At 65.4% G+C, this 24,085-nt stretch carries 25 protein-coding genes; 14 read left to right on the top strand and 11 right to left on the bottom strand.

The window, feature by feature from the left end; genetic code table 11:
* Window positions 1-114: 114 nt before the first annotated feature.
* From FHW84_RS07405 to FHW84_RS07385, 5 genes are all read left to right on the top strand, one after another.
* Window positions 115-981, top strand: a complete 867-nt coding sequence (locus tag FHW84_RS07405) for a fructose-bisphosphate aldolase (RefSeq protein ID WP_243867977.1) — start codon at window positions 115-117, stop codon at window positions 979-981.
* Window positions 982-1,096: 115 nt separating this feature from the next.
* Window positions 1,097-2,299, top strand: coding sequence for an amidohydrolase family protein (locus FHW84_RS07400; protein ID WP_167254005.1), 1,203 nt, complete (start codon window positions 1,097-1,099; stop codon window positions 2,297-2,299).
* Window positions 2,296-3,102, top strand: coding sequence for a transcriptional repressor AgaR (gene agaR / locus FHW84_RS07395; RefSeq protein ID WP_167254004.1), 807 nt, complete (start codon window positions 2,296-2,298; stop codon window positions 3,100-3,102). Before FHW84_RS07400 ends, agaR begins: the two co-directional genes overlap by 4 nt.
* A 349-nt stretch (window positions 3,103-3,451) precedes the next feature.
* Window positions 3,452-4,702, top strand: a complete 1,251-nt coding sequence (locus FHW84_RS07390) for a DUF5077 domain-containing protein (protein ID WP_167254002.1) — start codon at window positions 3,452-3,454, stop codon at window positions 4,700-4,702.
* Window positions 4,703-4,769: 67 nt separating this feature from the next.
* A complete protein-coding gene (locus FHW84_RS07385) occupies window positions 4,770-6,062 on the top strand; it encodes a DUF5077 domain-containing protein (RefSeq protein ID WP_167254000.1) in 1,293 nt (430 codons plus the stop codon).
* A 94-nt stretch (window positions 6,063-6,156) separates the two neighbouring features.
* Here FHW84_RS07385 and FHW84_RS07380 read toward each other — a convergent pair whose 3' ends face one another.
* Window positions 6,157-6,762, bottom strand: coding sequence for a class I SAM-dependent methyltransferase (locus tag FHW84_RS07380; RefSeq protein WP_167253998.1), 606 nt, complete (start codon window positions 6,760-6,762; stop codon window positions 6,157-6,159).
* Window positions 6,763-6,903: 141 nt separating this feature from the next.
* Between FHW84_RS07380 and FHW84_RS07375 the strand changes: the two genes are divergently transcribed.
* The 3 genes from FHW84_RS07375 (at window position 6,904) to FHW84_RS07365 (ending at window position 10,120) form a co-directional block, all read left to right on the top strand.
* Window positions 6,904-7,191, top strand: a complete 288-nt coding sequence (locus FHW84_RS07375; RefSeq protein WP_167253996.1) for a hypothetical protein — start codon at window positions 6,904-6,906, stop codon at window positions 7,189-7,191.
* A 157-nt stretch (window positions 7,192-7,348) separates the two neighbouring features.
* Complete coding sequence (locus FHW84_RS07370; protein ID WP_167253994.1) at window positions 7,349-8,911, top strand: DUF1800 domain-containing protein; 1,563 nt, start codon at window positions 7,349-7,351, stop codon at window positions 8,909-8,911.
* A gap of 9 nt (window positions 8,912-8,920) precedes the next feature.
* On the top strand, window positions 8,921-10,120 hold the full coding sequence (locus tag FHW84_RS07365; protein ID WP_167253992.1) for a DUF1501 domain-containing protein: 1,200 nt from the start codon (window positions 8,921-8,923) through the stop codon (window positions 10,118-10,120).
* Between the two features lie 112 nt (window positions 10,121-10,232).
* Here FHW84_RS07365 and FHW84_RS07360 read toward each other — a convergent pair whose 3' ends face one another.
* The 5 genes from FHW84_RS07360 to FHW84_RS07340 form a co-directional block, all read right to left on the bottom strand.
* Window positions 10,233-10,364: a DUF1090 family protein gene (locus FHW84_RS07360; RefSeq protein WP_167253990.1), complete on the bottom strand. Its 132-nt coding sequence runs from the start codon at window positions 10,362-10,364 to the stop codon at window positions 10,233-10,235.
* A 96-nt stretch (window positions 10,365-10,460) separates the two neighbouring features.
* Window positions 10,461-10,904, bottom strand: coding sequence for a DUF1579 family protein (locus tag FHW84_RS07355; RefSeq protein WP_167253988.1), 444 nt, complete (start codon window positions 10,902-10,904; stop codon window positions 10,461-10,463).
* A gap of 24 nt (window positions 10,905-10,928) precedes the next feature.
* On the bottom strand, window positions 10,929-12,263 hold the full coding sequence (locus FHW84_RS07350; RefSeq protein ID WP_167253985.1) for a hypothetical protein: 1,335 nt from the start codon (window positions 12,261-12,263) through the stop codon (window positions 10,929-10,931).
* Window positions 12,264-12,291: 28 nt separating this feature from the next.
* Entirely contained in the window at window positions 12,292-13,197 is a 906-nt protein-coding gene (locus FHW84_RS07345; RefSeq protein ID WP_167253983.1) for a sensor domain-containing protein, read from the bottom strand.
* Window positions 13,194-13,559: a PadR family transcriptional regulator gene (locus FHW84_RS07340; RefSeq protein ID WP_026636043.1), complete on the bottom strand. Its 366-nt coding sequence runs from the start codon at window positions 13,557-13,559 to the stop codon at window positions 13,194-13,196. The genes FHW84_RS07345 and FHW84_RS07340 overlap by 4 nt, the downstream gene beginning before the upstream one ends.
* 196 nt (window positions 13,560-13,755) lie before the next feature.
* On the opposite strand from FHW84_RS07340, the gene FHW84_RS07335 reads away from it, so the two are divergent.
* The 4 genes from FHW84_RS07335 (at window position 13,756) to FHW84_RS07320 (ending at window position 18,052) form a co-directional block, all read left to right on the top strand.
* Window positions 13,756-14,337 (top strand): TetR/AcrR family transcriptional regulator, encoded by a 582-nt coding sequence (locus tag FHW84_RS07335; protein ID WP_167253981.1) that lies wholly within the window; start codon window positions 13,756-13,758, stop codon window positions 14,335-14,337.
* Window positions 14,338-14,425: 88 nt separating this feature from the next.
* Window positions 14,426-15,250, top strand: coding sequence for an oxidoreductase (locus FHW84_RS07330; RefSeq protein WP_167253979.1), 825 nt, complete (start codon window positions 14,426-14,428; stop codon window positions 15,248-15,250).
* Window positions 15,251-15,306: 56 nt separating this feature from the next.
* Window positions 15,307-16,200, top strand: a complete 894-nt coding sequence (locus tag FHW84_RS07325; protein WP_167253977.1) for an NAD(P)/FAD-dependent oxidoreductase — start codon at window positions 15,307-15,309, stop codon at window positions 16,198-16,200.
* 592 nt (window positions 16,201-16,792) lie between these two features.
* Window positions 16,793-18,052, top strand: a complete 1,260-nt coding sequence (locus tag FHW84_RS07320; RefSeq protein WP_167253975.1) for a delta-60 repeat domain-containing protein — start codon at window positions 16,793-16,795, stop codon at window positions 18,050-18,052.
* 404 nt (window positions 18,053-18,456) lie between these two features.
* On the opposite strand, the gene FHW84_RS07315 is transcribed toward FHW84_RS07320, so the two are convergent.
* On the bottom strand, window positions 18,457-18,984 hold the full coding sequence (locus tag FHW84_RS07315; protein ID WP_167253973.1) for a YdeI/OmpD-associated family protein: 528 nt from the start codon (window positions 18,982-18,984) through the stop codon (window positions 18,457-18,459).
* A gap of 449 nt (window positions 18,985-19,433) precedes the next feature.
* Between FHW84_RS07315 and FHW84_RS07310 the strand changes: the two genes are divergently transcribed.
* A complete protein-coding gene (locus tag FHW84_RS07310; protein WP_167253971.1) occupies window positions 19,434-19,805 on the top strand; it encodes a carboxypeptidase-like regulatory domain-containing protein in 372 nt (123 codons plus the stop codon).
* Window positions 19,806-19,873: 68 nt separating this feature from the next.
* Here FHW84_RS07310 and FHW84_RS07305 read toward each other — a convergent pair whose 3' ends face one another.
* Together FHW84_RS07305 and FHW84_RS07300 are read right to left on the bottom strand one after the other, a co-directional pair.
* Entirely contained in the window at window positions 19,874-20,059 is a 186-nt protein-coding gene (locus FHW84_RS07305; protein ID WP_167253969.1) for a CsbD family protein, read from the bottom strand.
* Between the two features lie 36 nt (window positions 20,060-20,095).
* A complete protein-coding gene (locus FHW84_RS07300) occupies window positions 20,096-20,287 on the bottom strand; it encodes a hypothetical protein (protein WP_167253830.1) in 192 nt (63 codons plus the stop codon).
* On the opposite strand from FHW84_RS07300, the gene FHW84_RS07295 reads away from it, so the two are divergent.
* Window positions 20,286-21,269 carry a DNA topoisomerase IB gene (locus FHW84_RS07295; RefSeq protein WP_243867975.1) on the top strand — a complete coding sequence of 328 codons (984 nt, stop codon included), beginning with the start codon at window positions 20,286-20,288 and terminating at the stop codon, window positions 21,267-21,269. The genes FHW84_RS07300 and FHW84_RS07295 overlap by 2 nt on opposite strands.
* Before the next feature lie 40 nt (window positions 21,270-21,309).
* On the opposite strand, the gene FHW84_RS07290 is transcribed toward FHW84_RS07295, so the two are convergent.
* Together FHW84_RS07290 and FHW84_RS07285 are read right to left on the bottom strand one after the other, a co-directional pair.
* Complete coding sequence (locus FHW84_RS07290; RefSeq protein ID WP_167253965.1) at window positions 21,310-21,504, bottom strand: hypothetical protein; 195 nt, start codon at window positions 21,502-21,504, stop codon at window positions 21,310-21,312.
* A gap of 205 nt (window positions 21,505-21,709) precedes the next feature.
* Window positions 21,710-24,082: a GH92 family glycosyl hydrolase gene (locus tag FHW84_RS07285; protein ID WP_208399695.1), complete on the bottom strand. Its 2,373-nt coding sequence runs from the start codon at window positions 24,080-24,082 to the stop codon at window positions 21,710-21,712.
* Window positions 24,083-24,085 lie beyond the last annotated feature (3 nt).

The raw sequence follows: 24,085 nt of genomic DNA, 5'->3' as shown, positions 1-24,085 counted from the left end.
TGACATTTCGGCCGTTTCGCTCGAATGTGAAACCGTTCGATCATGAAACGCAGGGTATTCGAAATGATTCAGAGCACACAAGCCCTTTCGAAAACTTCCGAACGGTTTTCGAAATTGGCGCTTTCACACGGCAAGCGCACCCGCCTGTGGCGCCTGCTGTACGGCCATGGCCCGCGCAACGGCAGCCTGCTGGTGCTGCCGCTGGACCAGGGCCTGGAACACGGCCCGACCGATTTCTTCCCCAACCCGCCCGCGATCGATCCGGACTACCAGTTCCGCCTCGCCGTGGAAGGCAACTTCTCCGCCATCGCGCTGGGCGTAGGCCTGGCCGAGAAGTACATGGGCGAGTACTGCGGGCGTATTCCGCTGATCCTCAAGCTCAACGGCAAGACCAATATCCCCAGCGACGCGGAAGCCACCTCGCCGCTGTTCGCTTCGGTCGAGGATGCGGTGCGCCTGGGCGCCGACGCGGTGGGCTACACCATGTATGTGGGTTCGCCGCGCCAGGCGGACGAGATCCGCCAGTTCGAAAAGGTGCGCCAGGACTGCGAGCGCTACGGCATGCCGCTGGTGATGTGGTCGTATCCGCGCGGCGAGGCGATCGAGGCGAAGGGCGGCAAGAACAGCCTGTTCGCGCAGGACTACGCGGCGCGCGTGGCGATCGAGATGGGCGCGGACATCGTCAAGCTGCACGAGCCCAACGACCACCGCACGAATGCACCGGCGCCGTACGACCAGCTGCAGGAAGATGCCGCCGCGCGTGCCGAACGCGTGGTGCGCTCGGCCGGCCGCACCATGGTGCTGTTCTCCGGCGGCGAGAAGAACGACGACGATGCGGCGGTGCTGCGCAAGGTCGAGTTCTACATGGCCTCCGGCGCGCAGGGCGTGATGTTCGGCCGCAACATGTGGCTGCGCCCGCTGGACCAGGCGGTGGCGCTGGTGCACGAGGTGCACAAGATCATGGCCAGGTACCCGCGCTGATCGTCGGACGTAGGTTGGGGTGAGCCGCAGGCGAACCCCAACAACCCGTGCACCGCCGTCACCACGTTGGGGTTCGCTGCGCTCCCCCCAACCTACGCGACCAGAAAACGCTCACATGCCCAAACCCTGCCTCTGCTGCTCCCCGCCCACCGGCGCCGGCACTGTCCGCATCGACAGCGGCAAGAACCAGCTCGCCACCGCGCCGGACGAGAGCAAGAGCAGCCTGCGCCTGTTCGACTTCAAGCCGCGCAGCATGCTGCACGTGAAGCAGACCCGGGTGGAGCGCCCGCGCTTCCCGGTGATCGACATGCACACCCACCTCACCTGGACCGCCAACGTGCGCAACGGCGTGTCGGTGGGCGAGGAAATCACCGTCTTCGCGCAACCGGAAGACCTGTTGCCGGTAATGGACCGCAAGGGCATCCGCACCCTGGTCAACCTCACCGGCGGCACCGGCGCGGGGCTGGAGCAGGCCATCCGCACCTTCGACCAGGCCGCGCCCGGCCGCTTCCTCACCTTGACCGAACCCTCGTTCGGCCTGTTCGGCGAAGCCGACTATGCCAACCGCCAGGCCGACGCCATCGTGCATGCCCACCGCGCCGGCGCGCGCGGCCTGAAGCTGCTGAAGACGCTGGGCCTGTACCTGCGCGAGCGCATCGACGACGGCCCGCTGGTGGCGATCGACGACCGCCGCTTCGACCCGATGTGGGAAACCTGCGCCGCGCTGGGCTTGCCGGTGTTCATGCACGTCTCCGATCCGGAGGCGTTCTTCCTGCCCACCGACGCGGGCAACGAGCGCTACGAGGAATTGGCGAGGCATCCGGACTGGTCGTTCTACGGCCCGGAATTCCCCAGCAATGCCGAACTGATCGCCGCGCGCGACCGCCTGATCGCACGCCACCCGAACACCACCTTCGCGCTGATGCACGTGGGCAACGGCGCGGAAAACCTCGCAGCCGTGGCGGCCTGCCTGGAGCGCTATCCCAATACCCTGGTGGACATCAGCGCGCGCATCGGCGAGCTGGGCCGCCAGCCGCGCACGGCGCGGCGCTTCTTCGAGCGCTTCCAGGACCGCATCCTGTTCGGCACCGATGCGGTGCCCTCGCCCTGGGGCGACGACGTGCCGCAGCAGCTGTTCGGCGACGCGCTGTACGAGATCTACTACCGCTTCCTGGAAACCGACGACGAGTACTTCGACTACGCCCCCGCGGAAACCCCGCCGCAAGGGCGCTGGTCCATCTATGGGCTGGACCTGCCAGACGCTATCCTGCGCAAGGTATACCATGACAACGCCGCACGACTTCTAGGCCTTCCATGACTCCAAACCGAGCCTCCGCCCCGACGCGCCGCCTGCTGGTGGAAGAGCGTCGCCGCCTGATCGTCGAATACGTCGAGAAGCAGGGCCGGGCCACGGTGGAAGAGCTGGCCAGGCAGTTCAGCACCTCGGCCGTCACCATCCGCAACGACCTCGAATCGCTGGCGCGCACGTCGGCCATCGCCCGCTCGCACGGCGGCGCCCTGCCCGCCACCGCGCCCAATGCGCACGACACGCCGCTGAACATCAAGGAGACGCGCCATCACGCGCAGAAGCTGCGCATCGGCCAGGCCGCGGCGCGGCTCATCCAGAATGGCGAAACGGTGATTCTCGATTCCGGCTCCACCACGGTGGAGATCGCGCGGCAGATCCGCCAGCAGAAATTCGAGTCGCTGACCGTGATCACCAATGCGCTGAATATCGCGCTGGAGCTGTCGGGCCTTTCCAATATCCGCGTGATGATGCTGGGCGGCCTGCTGCGCGAGACCTCGTATTCGCTGGTCGGTCCCGACGCGGAACAGGCGCTGGCCAAGCTTTCCGCCGACAAGCTGTTTCTGGGCGTGGATGGACTCGATCCGGTGGTGGGCGTCACCACGCCGGATCCGCTGGAAGCTTCGCTCAATGCGCTGATGATCCGCGTATCGCGCGAAACCATCGCGGTGTTCGACGCGAGCAAGCTGGGGCAGCGCAGCCTCTCGGTGATCACGCCCGTGCAGCAATTGCATCGCGTGATCACCGACAACAGCGCCGAGCCGAAGGCAGTGGAAGCACTGCGTGCGGCGGGCGTGGAAGTGATGCTGGTCTGAATCCTTAGCAGCGCACGACGTAGGTTGGGGTGAGCGCAGCGAACCCCAACGATGCGTCGCGCCTGCATGGAGCGTGTTGGGGTTCGCTGCGCTCACCCCAACCTACGGCGCCCCTCCCCCTTCATCGCGCTACTGCGATGCGCAGCACTTGCATCGCCGATAACTTTCATTATCCTCCGATTTCCGTCGATTAACTTCCGTTTTGGATCAATAACTTTCATTTTCGCTTAAAACGAAAACGAAACCGGAATAACGATCGACGCGACGCGAAACCTGCCTGACCCGCAACACCGGACCGCTGGGGGCGGTCCGCCTGACGAATCGAAACGTCACTACTTGGGAGGGAGTCATGCGATCGATTGCGTACCAAAGCCTCGCCTTGCTGTTTGCGATGTCCACCGCCGCGCACGCAGCCACCAGTACCGTGCCACTGGGTGGCAATGCCTTCATCACGCAAACCTCGTCCAGCGCGAACGAACTGATCAACGACACCGGCCTGCACAACTGGAATTCCAGCCAGGCGGTGATCAGCGTCTACGTCGACGTGCAGCAGGCCGGCACCTTGTCGCTTGCCCTGGCCGGCGCGCTCAACGGCGCCAGCAGCAGCACGGTGAAAGTCACCGTCGCCGGCCAGTCGCACAACGTGAATCTCAGCAGCACCTCGCCGGGTCCGTTCAGTGCGGGCAACTTCAGCGTGGCGCAGGCGGGCTACGTCAAGGTGGATCTGCAAGGCGTGTCCACCAACGGCGGCTACTACGGCGACATCAGCGGCCTGCAGGTTTCCGGCAGCGCCACCAACGCGGGCGTGACTTACGCCAATGATTCGGCCAACTACTACTGGTCGCGCCGCGGCCCCTCGGTGCACCTGGGCTTCACCGCGCCCGCCAACACCGAATACTTCTACAGCGAGATCAACGTCCCCGCCGGGCAGGACGCGATCGGCTCCTACTTCATGGCCAACGGCTTCAACGTCGGCTACTTCGGCATGCAGGTGAATTCCGCCACCGAACGGCGCGTGCTGTTCTCGGTGTGGGATCCGCCGAGCGGCAGCACCACCCTGGTGCGCAAGAGCGCCAACGTCACCACCAATGGCTTCGGCGGCGAAGGCACCGGCGGCCAGAGCTACCTGGTCTACAACTGGGTGGCGGGCCACACCTATCGCTTCCTTACCCGCGCGCAACCGGATGGCAACGGCAATACGCAGTACACGTCGTGGTTTTCCGACGCCTCCACGCCGGCCACCTGGAACCTGATCGCCACCTGGCAATACCCCGGCACCAGCGCTTATCTCAGCGGGCTGTATTCGTTCCTGGAATGCTTCGATCCGGAACGCGGCTATATCGGACGCCGCGCCACCTACGGCAACGAGTGGGCGAAACCGGCGGGCGGTGCCTGGACTGAGCTTACCTCCGCGTATTACGACGTCGACCCCACCGGCCTCAACAGGCAGCGCCTGGATTTCGCCGGCGGCCTCAGCGGCGCCAACGCGTTCTATCTGCGCAACGACGGCTTCTTTACGCCATCCGTCGCTTCCGGCCAGACCTTCGTGCGCAGCGCGAACGGCACCGCGCCGGACATCGATCTCAACGCCCTGCCCTGAGGCAGCCGCGCCGCTTTATCCCGCGCCGGCCGCGGGACGCACCACCGTCATCCACTGGGAGGGAATCATGCGATCGATCATGTACCGCAGCCTCGTCGCGCTGCTTGCCATGTCCGGCGCCGCCATGGCGCAGGACGCAACCGACACTGTGCCGCTCGGCGGCAACGCCTACGTCACTCATCCCGCGCCCACCGCCGACGAGACCATCGCCGACGACGGCCTGCACAACTGGGATTCCAACAAGGCCGTGGTCAGCGTGTTCTTCGACGTGCAGCAGGCCGGCGAACTGAAACTCGCCCTGGTCGGTTCGCTCGGCGGCGCCAGCCACAGCACGGTGAAGGTGTCGGTGAACGGCCAGTCGCGCTTGGCCAACCTCAGCAGCGCCGGGGCCGGTCCGTTCGACGCCGGCAGCTTTACCGTGGCGCAGCCTGGCTATGTGCGCGTGGATCTGCAGGGCGTGTCCACCGACGGCAGCTACTACGGCGACATCAGCGGCCTGCAGGTGTCCGGCAGCGCCGCCGCGGCTGGCCTGACCTACGCCAACGATCCGGACAATTTCTACTGGTCGCGCCGCGGTCCCTCAGTGCACCTGGGCTTCAAGGCGCCGGCGAATACCGAATACTTCTACAGCGAGATCACCGTGCCGGTGGGCGCGGATCCGGTCGGCTCGTACTACATGGCCAACGGCTTCAACGTCGGCTACTTCGGCATCCAGGTGAACTCGCCCACCGAACGCCGCGTGCTGTTCTCGGTATGGGACCCGCCGAGCGGCGGCAGCACTTCCCTGGTGCGCAAAGGTCCCGGCGTCACCACCAATGGCTTCGGCGGCGAAGGCACCGGCGGCCAGAGCTACCTGGTCTACCCGTGGGAAGCGGGCCATACCTATCGCTTCATCACTCGCGCGCAGCTCGACGATGCGGGCAATACGCTGTTCAGTTCGTGGTTCGCCGATGCGGCCTCGCGCGGACAGTGCAATGCGCACAGCTCGCACGGCAATTGCAGTTGGCATCTGATCGCCACCTGGAAATATCCCGGCGTGGCGACGTATCTGAAGGGCCTGTATTCGTTCCTGGAATCGTTCGATCCGGACCACGGCTTTATCGGCCGCCGCGCCACCTACGGCAACGAGTGGGCCAAGCCCGCAGGTGGAGCGTGGACCGAGCTGACCTCGGCCTACTACGACGTCGACCCCACCGGCCTGAACAAGCAGCGCCTGGATTTCGCCGGGGGCCTGAAAGATGGCAACGCGTTCTATCTGCGCAACGACGGCTTCTTTACGCCGTCCGTCGCATCGGGTCAGACTTTCGTGCGCACGGCAAATGGCGCGCCGCCGGACGTCGACCTCGACAACCTGCCTTGATTGCCGCATAGCGATCCTGGCTCCCTCCGGCCGGGAGGGAGCCAGCATTTCAGGCGGAAAGCCCGCCCCCAGTCGAACCCGCGCCAGGCCCGGCTCAGGCCAGCTGCGCCCGCTCCAGCGCCGCGATGCGCCGTTCCAGCCGCGGCCCCAGATAGCAATGCGAGCCGCATGGCAGCAGCCCCGCCTCGCGGAAGTTGCGCAGATACCAGGACGGCGCGCGGGAGGCGAAGCCGTCGTGGTCGCCGGCCACGTCGTCCTTGCTGGTATAGGCCTCCAGAAAGGCCACGCCCTCCAGCATGTCGACGATGCCGACCAGACCCGCACGGATTTCCGCCGGCTTGAGGTAATGCAGCACGTCGGTGCAGACGATCAGGTCGAAGCGCTCGTCGAAGCGCAGCTCCGCCAGCTGCCCGAACCGCGCCCAGCCGATATTGCGGCTGCGCCCGTAGCGCGCCACCACATATTCGCTGGCATCCAGACCGCGATAGGCGATGCCCGGCCGCAATGCGCGCAGCGGCGCGCGCCACGGCGCCTCGCCGCAACCCACGTCCAGCACGTTGCGGATCGGCCGGCCCAGGTAGTACTCGGCTACCGCCACCACCATCGCCACCTTGCGCCGCAACTCCGTGGGCGAGGCCACCGAATGGCGCGGGTTGCGGTACCACTTGTCGAAATAGGCGCGGTCGTAGGTCTTGGGCATGGGCGATGCGTCGGCTGGCACTGCGCTTATTGCAGCATGAAAAGCCGCGTCGCCACTACTGATCCTTACCGCTTGCATCACCCGTTGCATACAGGCCCCGCGCCAGCATGTCGGCGCATCCGCAGCACCCGGTACTCCGCCATGCCCATGATCCGAATGCGCGTCTCCGGCAACCGCGACAAGATCGATACGCTGATCGGCGCGATCCGCGGCATCGATGGCATCGAACACGTCGAGGACGTGGACGAAGAATCCATGGACGAGATGCGCGACGATTCCAGTTCCAGCGACCTGGTCGACGACAACCAGGCCGACGTGGTGCGCGTGGAGATCGAAGCGCCGCAGAAGAAAGCCGAGCTGGTGCGCAACGTCGCCCTGCTGGCCACGCGCGAGCTGGATATCGCGGTGGAGTTCGTCGACGAGTTCTGAAAGCGCCCGCCACCGCAAGTTCATGCGGCAGCCCGGGTGGTGAATGCCGGCCGAATGCGGCCCGATGCACGGATGGCCCGTGTCGACGCATGGCAAGGTGACGCGTTGTCAGTTCCCGCAACCCTCGCCGACGTCAACCGCCAGGAAGCCAAGACGCATGCGCCGCTCCGCTCCATTCCGCCCACAGGCATTACGCCGACACCTTTCCACCCTGCTGCTCGCCTGCGCCGCGACGCTTGCGCTCGCCGCGCCGCCCGCTTCCGCGCACGGCCGCGACGCGCTCGGCGCCGACGACGTGGCCTGGCTGCGCCGCGACGGCTTCGGCCTGGACAGCGCCAGCGTGGCGCGCTATCGCGAGCTCGGCCGCGACCGCTATCTCGATGCGCAACTGGACGACAAGCTCGGCGACGAGCTGCCGCCGGCGATCGACCAGCTGATCCGCGGCTACGAGGTGGTGAGCACACCGCCCGATCAATTGATCGCCTCGTACCAGGCCGAGCAGGAACGCATCAAGGACATGCCCGACGGCGATGCCAAGGTGGAGGCGCGCAAGGCCCTGCAGCAGCGTGGCAACGACCTGCTGCAGGAAGCCCAGCAAGCCGCCCTGCTGCGCGCTGTGTACGGATCCAACCAGCTCAAGGAACAGATGGTGTGGTTCTGGCTGAACCACTTCAGCATCTACGGGGCCAAGGGACGCGTGCGCTGGGTGGCCGCGCGCTTCGCCGAGGAAAGCATCCGCCCGTATGCGCTGGGCAAGTTCAAGGACCTGGTGATGGCCACGCTGAAAAGCCCGGCCATGCTCGAATACCTGGACAACGCGCAGAACGCCAAGGGCCACGTCAACGAGAACTACGCGCGCGAGCTGATGGAACTGCACACGCTGGGCGTGGGTTCCGGCTACACGCAGCAGGACGTGCAGCAGCTGGCCCTGGTGCTCACCGGCGTAGGCATCGCGCCGCCGGCCGACAAGCAGCGCATCAATCCGAAGATGGCCTCGCTCTACGTGCGCGATGGCCTGTTCGAGTTCAACCCGATGCGCCACGACTTCGACGACAAGCAGCTGCTCGGCCAGCGCATCAAGGGCAGCGGCTTCGACGAAGTGGAAAAGGCGGTGGACCTGATCACCCGCCAGCCCGCCTGCGCGAAATTCATCGCCACCAAGCTGGCCCGCTATTTCGTCGCCGACGAGCCACCGCCGGCCCTGGTCGACAAGATGGCGCGCACCTTCCAGCGCAGCGACGGCGATATCGCCAAGGTGCTGCGCACCATGCTGGAGGCCAAGGAATTCACCGCCGACAGCGGCAAGAAGTTCAAGGACCCGATGCAGTTCGTGGTCTCCTCGGTGCGCCTGGCCTACGACGGCCGCCCGGTGGTGAATGCGCGTCCGCTGCTGAACTGGCTCAACCAGCTGGGCGAGCCGATTTATGGCCGCCTAACGCCGGACGGCTGGCCGCTGGACGCCGCCGGCTGGGCCAGCTCCGGCCAGATGGCCAAGCGCTTCGAGATCGCGCGCGCCATCGGCACCGGCAACAACCGCCTGTTCGTGCCCGAGGGCAGCAACGGCGTGGCGCCCGGCTTTCCGATGCTGACCACGCGGCTGTACTACGACGCGATCGATCCGCATCTTTCGGTGGCCACGCGCGATGCGCTGGGCAAGGCCGCCTCGCAGCAGGAGTGGAACACCTTCCTGCTGTCGTCGCCCGACTTTAATTACCGCTGAGGGATCGCCATGAACCGCCGCCAGTTCCTGCTTGCCGCCGCGGCTGCCGCCGCCTCGCCGATGTTCGGCTACTCCGGCCGCCTGTTCGCGGCGCCGGCCAGCACGCCGCGCCTGCTGCTGGTGTTCCTGCGCGGCGGCTACGATTGCAACAACCTGCTGGTGCCCTGCGGCAGCGACTTCTATTACGAGTCGCGCCCCACCATCGCCATCGCGCGCCCCGATGCCGCCAATGCCAACAGCGCGATCGCGCTGGACAGCCAGTGGGGCCTCAACCCCGTGCTGCGCGATTCGCTCTATCCGCTGTGGCAGCGCAAGCAGCTGGCCTTCGTGCCGTTCGCCGGCACCGACGATATGTCGCGCAGCCATTTCGAGACGCAGGACAATATCGAATCCGGCGAACCCACCGGCCAGCGCAGCGACTATCGCTCCGGCTTCCTCGCGCGGCTTTCCGGCTCGCTGTCGAACGTACCTTCGATCGCCTTTACCGATGCGCTGCCGCTGAGCTTCCAGGGCGGCGGCAAGGACATCCCGAATATCTCGCTGCGCGGCGTGGCCAAGCCGGCCTTCGACGAACGCCAGTCGGCCATCCTGGCCGAGATGTACAAGGGCACCACGCTCGCCGCCGCTGCCACCGACGGGCTGGAGCTGCGCCAGAAGGTCTCCAGGGACCTGCAGGACGAGATGATGAAGGCCAACCGCGGCGCCACCACCGCGAAAAACTTCGCCGCTGAAACGCAGCGCATCGCCACCATGATGCGCGACCAGTACCGCGTGGGCTTCGTCGACGTCGGCGGCTGGGATACGCACGTCAACCAGGGCGGCGCCAACGGTGCCCTGGCCAACAACCTCACCAATCTCGGCCAGGGCCTGGCCGCTTATGCGGATGCGCTAGGCGACGAGTGGAACAACACCGTGGTGGTGGTGGTTTCGGAGTTCGGCCGCACCTTCCGCGAGAACGGCAACAAGGGCACCGACCACGGCCACGGTACGGTGTACTGGGTGCTCGGTGGCCGCGTGCGCGGCGGCCGCATCGCCGGCGAACAGGTGGCCGTGAACGCGCAGAACCTGCTGCAGAATCGGGACTATCCGGTGCTCAACAACTACCGCGACGTGCTCGGCGGCCTGTTCGCGCGCACCTGGAGTTTGTCGCCGGGCCAGCTGCAGGCGGTGTTCCCAGGCGCAAAGCCGCGCGACCTGCAACTGGTCTAGAACAGCGCCACCTTATCCGTAGGTTGGGGTGAGCCGAAGGCGAACCCCAACATCGGCGCGTCCATGCGCATCGCACTGTTGGGGTTCGCCTTCGGCTCACCCCAACCTACGGTTATCGATCGCGCGCTTCGCGCAGCTCCTGTTGCGCTTCTTCCAGGCGGCGCTGTTTCTTGGCGATCTTGTCGGACTTGCCGGTGGCCTGCGCCTCGCCCAGACGGAGGCGATTGCCGGGATTGGCAGCCATGCACGGAGAAAACGCATGGGCGCGCTATGGCCCGATGTGCTTCCTAAAGTTCGGAGCCAAGATCCCGAATGAGGTCGCTGGCGAGAGCTCGCCGGATCAGGCGATGCGGCGATACGTGCCGCTCATTACCGCTTCCCACTGCACGCCGCCGTCGAACGAACTCTCCAGCGCGAGCGTGTAGCTGCCGTCGTCCTTCGGCGTGTACACATGGCGCGTCTGCCCGCGCGGCGAGCTGCGCAGGAACACCAGGCGCTTGCCGTCCCAATGGCCCGGCGCCGGCGCGGACGGCACGAAGCCGTAGCTGTCGAACCAGAACAGTTCGAAGCGATCGTGTTCGGGACCCGCGGCAATCACCGCGTGCGCTTGCAGTGCCGGCTTGCCGTCGCGCTGCTCGCGATAATCGATCACCAGCGACTTGCCGCCCAGCTCGATACGCGCATCCACTTCCGCTGTAGCGGGGCCGCCCTGGCCCCAGCGCGTGGTGGCGATCTGTTCCTCGCCGCTCCAGCGGCCGATCAGAAATCCCAGCGTGTCCTGCATCTAAGAACCTCGTGCGCGGTGCGCTCAGTGCGCGCCCTGGTTGGCAGGCGACACCAGCAGGTCGCCCGGTCGTTCGTCGGCTTCCATCCGCCAGCCTTGGTTGAGTTTCAGGGTCCAGCCCGGACCTTCGATGGTGCCTGTGCGTGCGGCCTGCTTGCCCGGCACGGCCACGTAGAGATGCTTCCAGTCCGGCGCCAGCAACGCGCCCGCGCTCACTTCGATGGCGCCCCAGTCCGACAGCACCTTGATGGTGGGATAGACCGTACCCGCCTCGCCCAGCGGCACCAGGGTGCTGGGATTGAACATCACCTTCGGCTCGTGCAGCGGCAGCACCAGGCGCGGGCCGTCGACCAGCAGCGCCTTGTAGCGCGCGATGTCCTGCTGGTGGCGCTGCTCGCGCGCCTGTTCCGCGGCGAGCAGCGCGGGGCCGCCGTAGGCGATGGCGTCGCGTTGCACCTCGGCGTCGGTGGCGTTGGCGTTCTTGATGCCCAGTGCACCGGCAAGCAGATCGGAGAGTCCAGTGTCCGGCGTTCTGATGCGTTGCCGCCACGCCGGCAGATAGCGATCCAGCAGCAGGCCATAGCCCGGCCCCGTGGCATAGGCGAACGAGCGCACGAAGCTGGGCGCCGACACGTGCGAAACCAGGTCGTCCGCGGTCAGCGCGGTGCGCTCCGCGGGCGACACCGCGCCGATCGCGATGCCGGTGTATTCGGCCAGGCCTTCGTTGCGTTCCAGCGAGCGCTCGCTCTGCGCGGCGTCGGGAAATTGCCGGTAGCGCGCCGCGCGGAACAGCAGCGCATCCGCGGCGTGGCTGCGCCGTGCCTTGTCGTCGGCGGCCGCCACGGCCTTGGCCAGGGCACGCCACTCCAGTTGCATGAGGTAGCGGCCCTGCAAGGTGTCGAGCTGATCGTTGCCCAGCTCATGCGGCGGATCGAGGCCCACCTGCGGCTGGATGCGATGGAAGGACTCGTGCGCCATCAGCACGCGCCGCTGCCCCGCATCCGCCGGCAACGGCCAGCCCATCTGCGCCCAGCGCACGCCGGCCCAGTCCAGCGAGCTGTTGGCGAAGGAGACGTCGTCCGGCAGATGGCCGGTGAACACGCCCTGCTCGGCTTTCAGCAAACCTTGCGCGTCCGCCTGGTTGGCGATCACGCGGCGGGTGGGCGGATCGACCAGCATGATCGGGCCGCACAGGCTGGCACCCCATAGCTTGCCGCCGTCCTTCTGGCATTGCTGCGTCGCCTCGGCGAACCAGGCTTTCGCCTGTGCGGGCTCGAAAGGCGGCGCATCCGCCGCCACGGCTGCGAAGTTCGACGACAGGCACAGCGCGAAGATCAGGCACGAACGCGTACGAAGCATGAGGCCTCCGGCGACGGACTGGCAGGGATCAGTTGACGCTGCGCGACACCAGCAGGCTCTTGGCGATCAGCCCATGCATCCGGCCGAGGCCGCGCACCAGGTGCAGCGTGGCGAACAATAGCAGCACGCCGACGGCCAGCAGCACCAGTGCATCGCCGAACGTAGGAACGTGCGCGCCATAGCCCCAGTGGATGGTGGCCAGCTCGTGATCGAAGTCACCGAAGGTCCACGCCAGCGGCGCCCCGATAAATGCGATCGACACCGACAGCAGGGTCACGGTGATGGTGAAGTAGACGATGCCCAGCGGCAGCATCAGCACCATGTACAGCATGGTGGTCCAGGTGCGCGCGTCGGTGAACATGGCGCCGATGCGGCTCATCAGCGAACGGCCGGCCACCGGAAATGGCGGACGCCGCGGCATGCGCACGCCCAGCATCGTCTCCACGATGCGTCCTTCCATCAGCGACAGCCCGCGCACCGTGCCGAAGAACAGCACGATAAAGGGAATGCCGACGATCAGCACCGCCAGGCCCGCCGACATCGAGATGCCGGTGATCACCCAGGTGAAATAGATGATGCCGGTGGCCAGCGCCAGCAGCATGTAAAACAGCGAGCCCCAGGTACGCGCATCGGCGGCGACGCCGAAGAAGCGCCCGAACAGCGAATGGCGCTTCGGCGGCGGCGGCGGACGCAGCGCGCGCTGGATCTTGATCTCCTGGTCGCGGTAGATGTCGGCTACTTCCTCGGGCGAACCGTAGCTGCCCACCACCTTGGCCAGCATGTCTTCCTGCGACATGCCCGGATGCTCCTGCAGCTCGGCGCGCAGGTGTTCCTCGGCGTCGTAGAGCGCGTCCTGGATCAGCGCCGGATCGGCCCCGGCCAGCGCGGCGCGCAGCTGCTCCAGGTATTGCGCGATGGTGCGCGGCGTGTTCATGTCACCCCTCCTTGCAAGACGGTATCGACGGAATCGCGGGTAGCGCTCCACGCCGCCACCCACTCGCGCAGCGCTTCGCGGCCCAGCTTCGTAATGCGGTAATAGCGGCGCGGCGGCCCGCTGACCGAAGGCTCGACTTCGCTTTCCAGCAAGCCGTAGGCCTCCAGGTTGCGCAGCACCGGATAAAGCGCGCTCTGCTTCCCCGCCAGCACGCCCTCGCCCACTTCCTCCAGCCGCTTGGCGATCTGGTAGCCGTACATCGGCTGCCGCGACTGACCCAGTACCGCCAGCAGCACCAGGGACACGGTGCCCGCCGACAGCTCCTTCTGGAATTTCTTCAACAGGCCGGCGACGTCTTCCACCTGGCTCACCCTCTGGGCTACTTAGCCGTGAGTGAAGCATAGTGTGAAGTTATGGATAGTCCATGCGCTGGAAGTCATGGCGTTGGAATGGGCTTTTGGGCATGACACCGACGTATGTGCAGGTTCTCCGATCGCGGACAGATGATTTGCCCGGCCTTTTGCAAAGGCCTTGGCAAGCGAATATGATGTGCGTCATATGAAACGTTCTCCCACCCGTTCCAAGGAAGCCACCCACGAGCGCATCGTCGATGTGGCAGCACGCGCCATCCGCTGCAACGGCTACCACGGCATCGGCGTCGCCGACATCATGAAGGCCGCCGGCCTGACCCACGGCGGCTTTTATGCCCACTTTCCCTCGCGCGACGCCTTGCTCGCAGAGGCAGCCGACCGCGCAGGCTTCGAGAGCGTGCAGTCGCTGCAGCGCCTAGCCGCGGGTTCGTCGGGGCCGCAGGCGCTGCAGGCAATGATCCAGGGCTACCTGTCCAAGGGCCACCTGGAAAGTGCGGAGACGGGCTGCCACATCGCCGCGCTCGGTTCCGAGATGGCGCGGCAAGTGCCCGAAGTGCGGCACGCGGCGACCCGCCGACTCAAGGAAACGATCGATCTGATCGCCCGGCAGTTCCCGGACTGGGGACAGCCGGCTGCGCGCGAACGGGCGCTCGTCACGTTGGCGACGATGGTCGGCACGATCGTGCTCGCCCGCGCCGTCGACGACCCCAAGATGTCTGACGCGCTAATCGACGCGGCGCTCAAACACCTCGATCCGATCTCGCACTGACGCGGCAAGCGCTGCCGCGTTTTTTTATCGTCCGCACATATTACGACCATCATATAAACACCCCCTTTCAACACGCGAAGGCACGGTTATGAACTCCAAGAACAAGGTTGCCCTGGTCACTGGCGCGTCGTCGGGCATCGGCGAAGCCATCGCGCAGCGCCTCTTCACCGCTGGCTACAAGGTCTATGGCACCAGCCGGCGCGGTGGCGTTTCGAAGAACGAGTTCGAGATGTTGCCGCTGGATGTCACCAGCGACACGTCCATCGTCTCCGCCGTCAGCGACCTGATCCGACTGGAAGGCCGCATCGACTTGCTCATCAATAACGCCGGCTTCGGCACGGCCGCCGCCGGCGCCGAAGAGAGCTCGATCGAGCAGGCCAAGGCGATCTTCGAAACCAACTTCTTCGGTGTGGTGCGCATGACCAAGGCTGTCGTACCGCACATGCGACGGCGGGGCAGCGGTCGGATCATCAACATCAGCTCCGTGCTCGGCTTTCTGCCCATGCCCTATGGCGCGCTGTACTGCGCAAGCAAGCACGCGGTCGAGGGTTACTCCGAATCGCTCGACCATGAGCTACGCACGCACGGCATCCGCGTGTCGACGATCGAGCCGGCCTACACGCGCACGCAATTCTTGACCAGCGCGATCGCGGCGGATACTCCGATGGCCGAGTACGAGAGCGTGCGTACGCATGTCGACGCAGTGACCAAGGAGTTGTTCGCCGAGAGCGACGACCCCACGGTCGTGGCCGAGGCGGTGCTGCAGGCGGCCACCGCCGAGCATCCGAAGCTGCGCTACACCGCGGGCAAGCAAGCCAAGGTCCTGAGCCTGCTGCGTGCCTTTGCGCCGGCGTCTGCGGTCGATGCCGGCATCCGAAAAAAACTTCGCCTGCACCTGCTGCCGACGAAGTAACAGACGATATTGCGCGCGAGGCCAGCCCCTCCATCCACCACACGGTGCCCATCAGCATGAATGACGTCATCATCATCGGCGGCAGCTTTGCTGGCCTCGCCGCCGCACTGCAGCTCGGCCGTGCCCGTCGCAAGGTGATCGTTCTCGATACCGGCCTGCCGCGCAATCGCTTCGCCGGCCACTCGCATGGCCTGCTCGGCCACGATCACAAGCCACCGCTGGATATCCTGGCCGAGGCACGGCAGCAGCTGGCGCGCTATCCCACGATCAAACTGGTCCATGCCTGGGCCGACAGCATCTCCGGCGCCATCGATGATTTCTCCGTCCTCACTGGCGATGGCGAAAGTCTTAGGGCGCGCCGTCTGATCCTGAGCTATGGCGTCGCCGACCAGATGCCTGATGTTCCGGGCTTTGCCGAAAGCTGGGGCACGTCCATCGTGCCTTGCCCCTATTGCGATGGCTTTGAAGTTGCCGGCCAGCATTGGGGCCTCGTCTGGTCCGGCCCGCAGTCGCACCAGTCTGCCAGGCTGTTCCACGATTGGACCGACAGGTTGACCGTCTTCGCTGATGGTCATGACATTCCGCTCGATATCCAGGCTGATCTGGCGAGCCGCAACATACCCGTCGTCGATGGCGGGATCGTCGAAATCGCGCATCACAAGGGCCATATCACCACCGTCAATCTCGATACCCGCCGCCATGTCGCGGTCGACGTCCTGTTTGCCCATCCGCGCAACGAGCCGTCCGCAAGCCTGCATGCATCGCTGGGCCTCGCCACGATCGATACGCCCACCGGCTTCGTCCTCAAGGTCGACGAGCGCCGCCAAAGCAGCACGCCCGGCATCTACGCCGCCGGCGACCTGACGACGCCCTTCTTGCCGTCGGTCACCCAGGCATCATCCCAGGGCGCGATGGCGGGTATCTTCGCTCAGCAATCGATGCTGGTTTGAGTGCACCGATTCCCTCAGGGTGCGACGCACCGTAAAACCGTATTGACTATTTGATCGGGGCTACCGACTTCTTCAGGGCGAATGCTTTTTTTCGTCTACGCCGAAGGCCAACCATGCGACATAGCCTTTGGTTATCAGACCAGGGGGCGTGTCGCCGCTCCATTCCCGCAACCGGTTGAATTAACCGATCGCGCACGTACTTTGCCCTTCCGCGCAAGGCGAAGTACGTGCAGCCACACCTTCATAAGCACGAACTTTGCTTAAGAAATGGGTACACACTTTGGTGCTATGCCCACTTTTTGGCATGCCCACCCAAGCGCCGATTGCACGAATAAAAACCTCCATCGGCGCAGTCCGTGAGACAGCAAAATTGGATGATTACGGGGTCGCAACGACCGCTTGCGGACCCGCCCCGGACCTGGTTTTCCGGCCGATCAGCCGATCGTCGTCAGGTCAGCGCAGGGCGGAGCTATCAAGATCGGATTTCACTTCAAGGAGGGGAGCGCTGCGGGCAGGGGGCCACGCGGCTGGCGAAGGTGGTTTGAATTGAACCTCAAACAGATTTGACGTTATTCAACAGGGAGAAGCATCAGTGATCAGCACCACCATGAAGGTATCGCTCGGCATCGCCATCAGTGCCGTCAGCGCCGTTGCAACGTTCGCCCAGGCCGCATCGCTGGACCCGGCGTTCGGTTCGGCCGGCATCACCTCCACCGCCTTTGGCGCCTACGGTTCCGCTGCCCGGACGGTCATTCAGCCGGACGGCCGCATCGTCACCGCCGGCCAGGACGTCGGCGGCGACTTCGCGCTGGCGCGCTATACGGCCAGCGGTGCGCTGGATACGAGCTTCAACGGTACCGGCAAGGTCACCACCACGCCGTCCGGCAGCTGCTCGGGACAGGCGCGCGCACTCGCCCTGCAGACCGACGGCAAGATCGTCGTCGCAGGCACCTCGTGCCCGAACTTCAGCTCCATCCGCAACTTCACCGTCTATCGCTACAACACGGATGGTTCGCTGGACACCAGCTTCGGCAGCTCGGGCAAGGCGACCGTCAGTTTCTATGCGGGCGCCTCGGAAGCCTTCGCCGTTGCCGTGCAGGGCGGCTCGATCTGGGTGGCTGGCTATGCGGGCTCCAGCTTTGCGCTGGCGCGCCTTACCAGCAGCGGCAGCCTGGATTACAGCTTCGGCAGCGGCACCGGCATGGTCACCTCGGCGCTCGGCACCAGCTCGGCCTACGCCAACGGCCTGGCCATCCAGGCCGACGGCAAGCCGGTACTGGCCGGCTATGCGTCCAGCGGCGGCACCGTCTTCGCGTTGACGCGCTACACCACCACGGGCGCTCTGGACACCACGTTCGGTACCGGCGGCAAGGTCCTGACCAATGTGGGCGGCACCTTCAGCGGCAACGCCGCCATCGCCACGTCGCTGGCGATCCAGGGCGACGGCAAGATCGTCGCCGCCGGTTATGCGAACAGCAGCAGCGGCGGCTACTACCGCTTTGCCGCGGTCCGCTACACGACCGCCGGCGCGCTGGACAGCGGCTTCGGCTCCGGCACGGGCAAGGTGCTTACCGCGATCGGCAGCGGCGATGCGATCGGCAGCGACGTGGCCATCGATGCCGGCGGCGGCATCATCGTCGGTGGCTACTCCAGTGCAGGCAGCTATCGCCAGCTGACCTTGAATCGCTACGACCAGCTCGGCAACCAGGACTACAGCTTCGGTCCGGTGAGCACCGCCGTCGGCAGCGCGAATGCCGCGATCCAGGGGCTCGCCATCCAGAGCGACGGCAAGATCGTCGTCTCGGGTTATGGCAACTCGCCGACGACGTTCGTTGTAGCGCGCTATCAGTAATCTGCTGTATCGCCAGCCTCAAGGGCTGCATCAGGAAAGCCCCCTCCCGCTCGCTGCGGGAGGGGGCGACATGCGTTTACTTTGGAATGAAGGTGGCACAGGGTGGATGCAACGGCAGCTACGAGGAAGGCTTGGGCTTCTGCCGCGGAGAATTCTGCGGCTCATGCGGCGTCTGGGCATCGGGCATGCTGCTGCCCTTGCGATTCGGCACCGGCTGAGGCTCGGGATAACCGGAGGTCCCCGCAGGTCGACGCGGTTTATGCTTCTGCTCTTTGCTCTCGCTCATGATGCACGGCTCCCAGGGCGGTAGCGCCAACATGGCCCGCTGACGATCAAGGTTGCGTCATGCGGTCGTCAATGCGGGCAGGCATGGCCTTTCGACGCCACCGGTCCGGGGCAATGATTCAGCTTACTTGGCCGCCGCTCCACGAACGCGCCATGAAACGCGACTGGCCACCCGACAGCACATACATCGCGCGCTCGAGATGCCGCGCCTTGGCCTCGGCTGATTTCACCTGCTGGAAATAGCGCAGGATTTCCTTCTGCAGGCTTGGAATCAAAGCTTCCCAGGCCTGCCGCGCGACCGGGTTGCTTTCCAGCGCCGCACTGAACTCCGGCGGCATGGAATGGACCGGTCCGCTGCGATAGCCGTCGTCGAACGCGAGCTCCACGTCGACGGCATCGCCCACCTGGCTGGCTGCCGCCTTGCGCACCTCGGCATGCAGGTACAAGTAAAACGAGCCGTCGCCCAGCGGCATCATATTGATACGCCACCACGCCTCCGGCACGCCGTTCACCCGGACCCGCACCGGCATCGGCCTGCGCCAGCCCTGCTTCAGCCGTTGCGCATCGCGCGCACTCACCAGCACGTAAGGATTGATGTTGTTGATCCCGATCGTGGCGCGGAAACGCAGGATGTCCGTACTGTCCATCGCATCAGGCTCCGGTACGTCATGCGGCGGTCAAAGAAGCGCCATCGGCGCATCGCGATTTTCCGGCCGGCGTGGCGGTTGTCAAACGAGTCCGCGGCCAGCGGCCGAGACGATGCCTGCATGCTGTAGTCCGGCTTCCCGCAGAGCGCCTTCCGGTTTTCCTTGATCCTCCGGCATGACACCAGCCGGCCCGCGCCGAAAAAATCCATTACGACTTTCACATGTCTCGCCCGGGTCGCCTTGGGTAACTTAGGCACGCCTTCGCCATGGGTCGTTCGAGGAAATGATCCGGGTGATCTGGCGCGAAGAAGCCGCAAGAAAAAAAGCTTCCGCTAAAAGATAATGATCCCGGCAGTCCCCACTGCCTAGCTTCAACTGACATCGATCGCAAACCGGCTGCTGCGCAAGCGGTCGACCGGTTTGCCGTGCCCCCATCTCCGAGAACCCACATGAAGACCAGCCAGAAAACCGCACGCCGCCATGCGTTCCAGCTCATGACGGCGATTGCCGTGAGCGCGTTCGGCATCGTCGCCGTCAACGCCGCCTACGCGCAGTCGACCAGCTCCAGCATTCTCGGCAAGAGCCCCACGGACGCCTCGGTCACCGTGCACAGCGACAAGGGCATCACCCGCCACGGCTCGCCCAACAGCAAGGGCCGCTACAACCTCTCCGCGCTGCCGCCGGGCACCTACGAGGTGTCGCTGGAGCGCGATGGCAAGACGCTCGCCACGGTGGGTGGCATTCCGCTTTTCGCAGGCCGCGCCTCCCAGGTGGATTTCACCTGCGAGAACGACCAGTGCACCGGGGTGTTCAATCACTGATCGCCCAGGCCCGGTGCCATGCCGTCGCGGCATGGCACCAGGGCCATTGTCGAACGACGCGGCGCGGATCAATGGCGCTTGTCTTCGTCCCGCTGGCGATCGCGCTCCTTGCCGACCTCCTTCTGGATCTTGCCGGCATTCTTTTCGACATTGCCGGCTACCTGCTTGGCCGGATTGTCGGTGATCTTGCCTACGCCTTCTTTGATGGCGCCTTTGACTTCGTGCTTGGTGCCTTCGATGCGATTCTTGTCCATGACATCCTCCAGTTCGCCGCATTACGGCAGGCGTTTTTATAGGAAGAACGCGGTGGCACGGCCGTGAAATCCAGGCATAGCGATTAAGCATTCGCCTTCACTTTCATCTGGCTCAAGCGGCGCTTTCACATCGCGGATGAAAACCTGAAAACCTCCGGCGAGGAAATCGGGAATGGCGCGACGAAAACCTGCTGCTGCCGCATCGGACGCCGCGGCGGTGCGGCTCATGTATGTCAGCGACGATCAGGCAGGCTTGCGGCGATATCGCCGCGGCAAGGGTTTCGTCTATCTGGATGCACGAGGCCGCCGCGTGACGCGGGAAGATGTGCTGGCACGCATCCGCGCGCTGGCAATACCGCCGGCCTATCGCGACGTATGGATCTGCCCGCATCCGCGCGGCCACCTTCAGGCCACCGGCCGCGATGCCAAGGGACGCAAGCAGTATCGCTACCATCCGCGCTGGCGCGGCATCCGGGACGGCAGGAAGTTCGAGCACATCAGGGATTTCGGCGCGGCGCTGCCGCGTATCCGGCGCAGGGTCCGCGCCGACCTGGCGTTGCCGGGATGGCCCAGGGAAAAAGTGCTCGCCCTGGTGGTGCGCCTGCTGGACACCACGCAGATCCGCATCGGCAACGAACCGTATGCCAGCGAGAACGGCAGCTATGGCCTGACCACCCTGCGCTCCTATCACGTGCATCCGCGGCGCGGCCGACTGCGCTTGAGCTTCAAAGCCAAGAGCGGACGCCGCAGCGAGATCGAGCTCGACGATCCGCGCCTGGTCCGGCTGCTGTCGCGCATCCAGCAACTGCCCGGGCAGCGCCTGTTCCAATACCTGGACGACGACGGCAAACGGCAGGCCGTGGACTCGGGCATGGTCAACGATTATCTGCGCGAAATCGGCGGCGGCGATTTCACCGCGAAGGATTTCCGCACCTGGGCCGGCACGGTATATGCCATCGGCCTGCTGGCGCGCACGCCGGTGCCGCCTGACAAACCCAAGCGCGCCAGGCAGCAGGCGGTCAACGAAATAGTCAAGCAAGTGGCCGGTGTGCTGTGCAATACACCGAGCGTCTGCCGCGCTTCATACATCCATCCGCGCGCTTTTACGGGCTGGGAAGACGGCAGTCTGTCGCGCATGGTGCCGCCGGAAACGAGTCGTCACCCGCGGCGGCTGGAATCGGCGGTACTGCGTTACCTCAAGAAACGGTAAGCGCCGCCGCGCGGGCGGCCCGAAGGCCGCCCTGAAAAGATCAACGGTTCTTGTGGCTCTGCTCGCCAGCCTTCACGTGCTGCTCGTGGCTGCCGCCACGCTGGCCGCTGGAGCCTGCCTGCTTGTTGCTGCTGCTGTCGCTGTCGTTCTTGTGGCTCTGCTGGCCTGCTTTGACGTGCTGCTCGTGCGAGGCGTGATCACCACCGCGATTACCGGGGTTGTTGGTATTGGGCATGTTGAAGTCCTCGTGCGCACATGGCGAATGGATGCGGACCGGCGTGCGCGTTTACGGCCGCGGGGACATTCTTGGACGTCGAGGCAGAACGCCGCGTCTGCGACAAATGAAGGCGCCCCATATCAAAGTGAAGGGGCACATGCACGAAGCCTTAGTCGCAGCTTGGCGCTGCCTCCCTGGAATTCGAATAACCAGTAATCCGGCTTCAGTGCGCGGCGGTCATCGACGCCGGTGCATCGCCCGGATCCGCACCCCACGCCTTGTTCGGCTCCGGCCCCATCTGGAGTTCCAGCGTCGCGCCGCCAGCGATGTCGGCATGGCTGAACCATGGTTTGTTCCATGGCTTGCCATTGAGCGTTGCGGACTGGATATAAATATTCTTCGCCGAGTTATTGCGCGCGACGATCTCGAACGATTTGCCATTGCCCATGCGCAAACGCACCCGGTCGAAAATCGGGCTGCCGATAATGTAATCGGGAGTCGCCGGATCGACCGGATAGAAACCCATCGCGCTCAGCACATACCAGGACGAGGTCGAACCCTGGTCGTCCATGCCCGGATAGCCATAACCGCTGGCATCGCTGCCATAGAGATCTTCGAGAACGCGGCGCACCAGCGCCTGCGTCTTCCACGGCTGCCCGCTCCACGCATAGAGATAGGCGGCCTGCTGATCCGGCTGGTTGCCTTGCACGTATTGCCCGATCAGGCCGGTGCAATCGCGGCAGATACCCTTGGGCCGATAAGGCGTGGAGAAGAATGCGTCCAGCTTGGCGTTGAATCCATCGCGTCCGCCGAGCAGTTCGATCAGGCCCTGCACGTCATGCGGCACCAGCCACAGCGTGGACCAACCCGACGCCTCCTTCATCATGAAGTTGTAGTACGGCTCGCCCGGATCGAATGGCGAAATCCACTGGCCGTCCTCGGTACGTCCACGAACAAAACCCACCGAAGGATCGAATACGTTGCGATAGCTCGCGGCGCGGCGCATGAACATCTGCGCGTCTTCCGCCTTGCCCAGGCGCCTGGCGACATCGGCCAGCGCATGGTCGTCCCAGGCGTATTCCAGCGTGGTCGCCGCGCCGGCCTTGCCGCCGGCATAAGGCGGGCTGGGATTTCCCGGCGGAACGATATCGGAGATCCAGCCATTCTTGATGTACTCGGCCAGATAACCGCGCGGCCCGTTCGGGTCGGTGGCGTTCTTGCGCAGATACGCATAGGCGGAGGCGTAATCGAACGGAATGCCGCGCTGCCACGCGCCGTCGTAAAGAAAGACCGCATGGTCGCCATGAAACGAGGTGTTCATGTAGCCCCGCTCGCGCGCCATATCCAGCTCGGAACGCATGATGTCCTGCACCACCTTCGGTTCCAGCAGCATCAGCAGCACGATCTGGTTGCGGCCCGTATCCCAGAATGGCACGGGGCCGTAGCGGTCGTAGCCGGCGACCTGCACCTGGCCCTTGCTGTCGATGAAGCGCTCGCCCTTGCGCGCCACCAGGCGCGGGCTGGCAAACGAGTGGTACAGCGTCGAATAGAACAGCATGCGCTGCTTCGGCGTGCCGCCGGTGACTTCGACGCGCTCGAACAGCTGCGCCCAGGCTGCACGGGCCCGCGCATGGATCCCGTCGAAATCCCACGCAGGATCTTCGGCACGCAGCCGCTGCTCGGCTTCCTCGGCGCTGTGGCCATGCGCGATCTTTACCAGTACCTGCTCGCCGGCCTGGGTATCGAACGTGACGTAGGCGCCGGCATAGCTGCCGGAAATCTTGCGCCGGCCGGCCTCCACATCCTGCCCACCGATACCGTAACCCTCGTGCTCGCGGTTTGCATGGAAGCTGCCGAACGCCGCGAACGGCCGCGAGAACTCCGCCACGAACCAGGCGCCATTGGGGTCGCGCGACGCGCGGCCATCCGTGCTGACGCCGCGGATCGTACGGTCGCCAACCACTTCCACCTCGCCGCCAGCGCGGCGCAGATTGATCACCACGTTGGACCGGCGGCTCGCCGGGAAGGTGAAGCGCATCAGCGTGGTCCGCTGCGTCGCCGTCAGCTCCGCCCTGGTGTGGAAGCTGACCAGATCCACCGCGTAGTAACCGGGCGACGCTCGCTCGCTGGCCTTGTCGTAATACGCTGGCGTGTAATCCGGCGGCACCGTCCAGTCGCCCACCACCGGCATGACCATCGGCGTGCCGCGCCCGCCATAGGTCGAACCGCCGCCGCCGGTGAAGCCGATCATCGTAGGGCGTCCATAGCCGTACGAAGTGGCCACGCCGGTCGGGTAACTGAGATCGACATTGATATTGACCGGCGCCGCTTCGGTCGAGCTTTGCGGCAGACTCGCGCCGGGCGAGGTCATGCCGGAATACAGCGGCTCGCCCGGAGGCGGCGCATTGCCGATCAGTTCCTGCCGGTCCAGCGGGGCGGTGCCGACCAGGGGATTGGCGATGTCCACCGGCGCCGTGGCGGGAGCCGCATGCATGGGGTCCTGCGCCGGTGCGGCCATCGCTGAAGTCACCACGGCGAGCGCCGACAGCGCGGCCGCGACGGCACGATGGGGAAGGCGTGCCATGGAGGTATTCATGCG

Origin of the sequence: Dyella sp. SG562 (assembly GCF_011759495.1) — a bacterium.
GTDB lineage: Bacteria > Pseudomonadota > Gammaproteobacteria > Xanthomonadales > Rhodanobacteraceae > Dyella_D > Dyella_D marensis.
The sequence above is the reverse complement of the archived record's forward strand: the minus strand, read 5'-3'. Positions and strand labels throughout refer to the sequence as shown.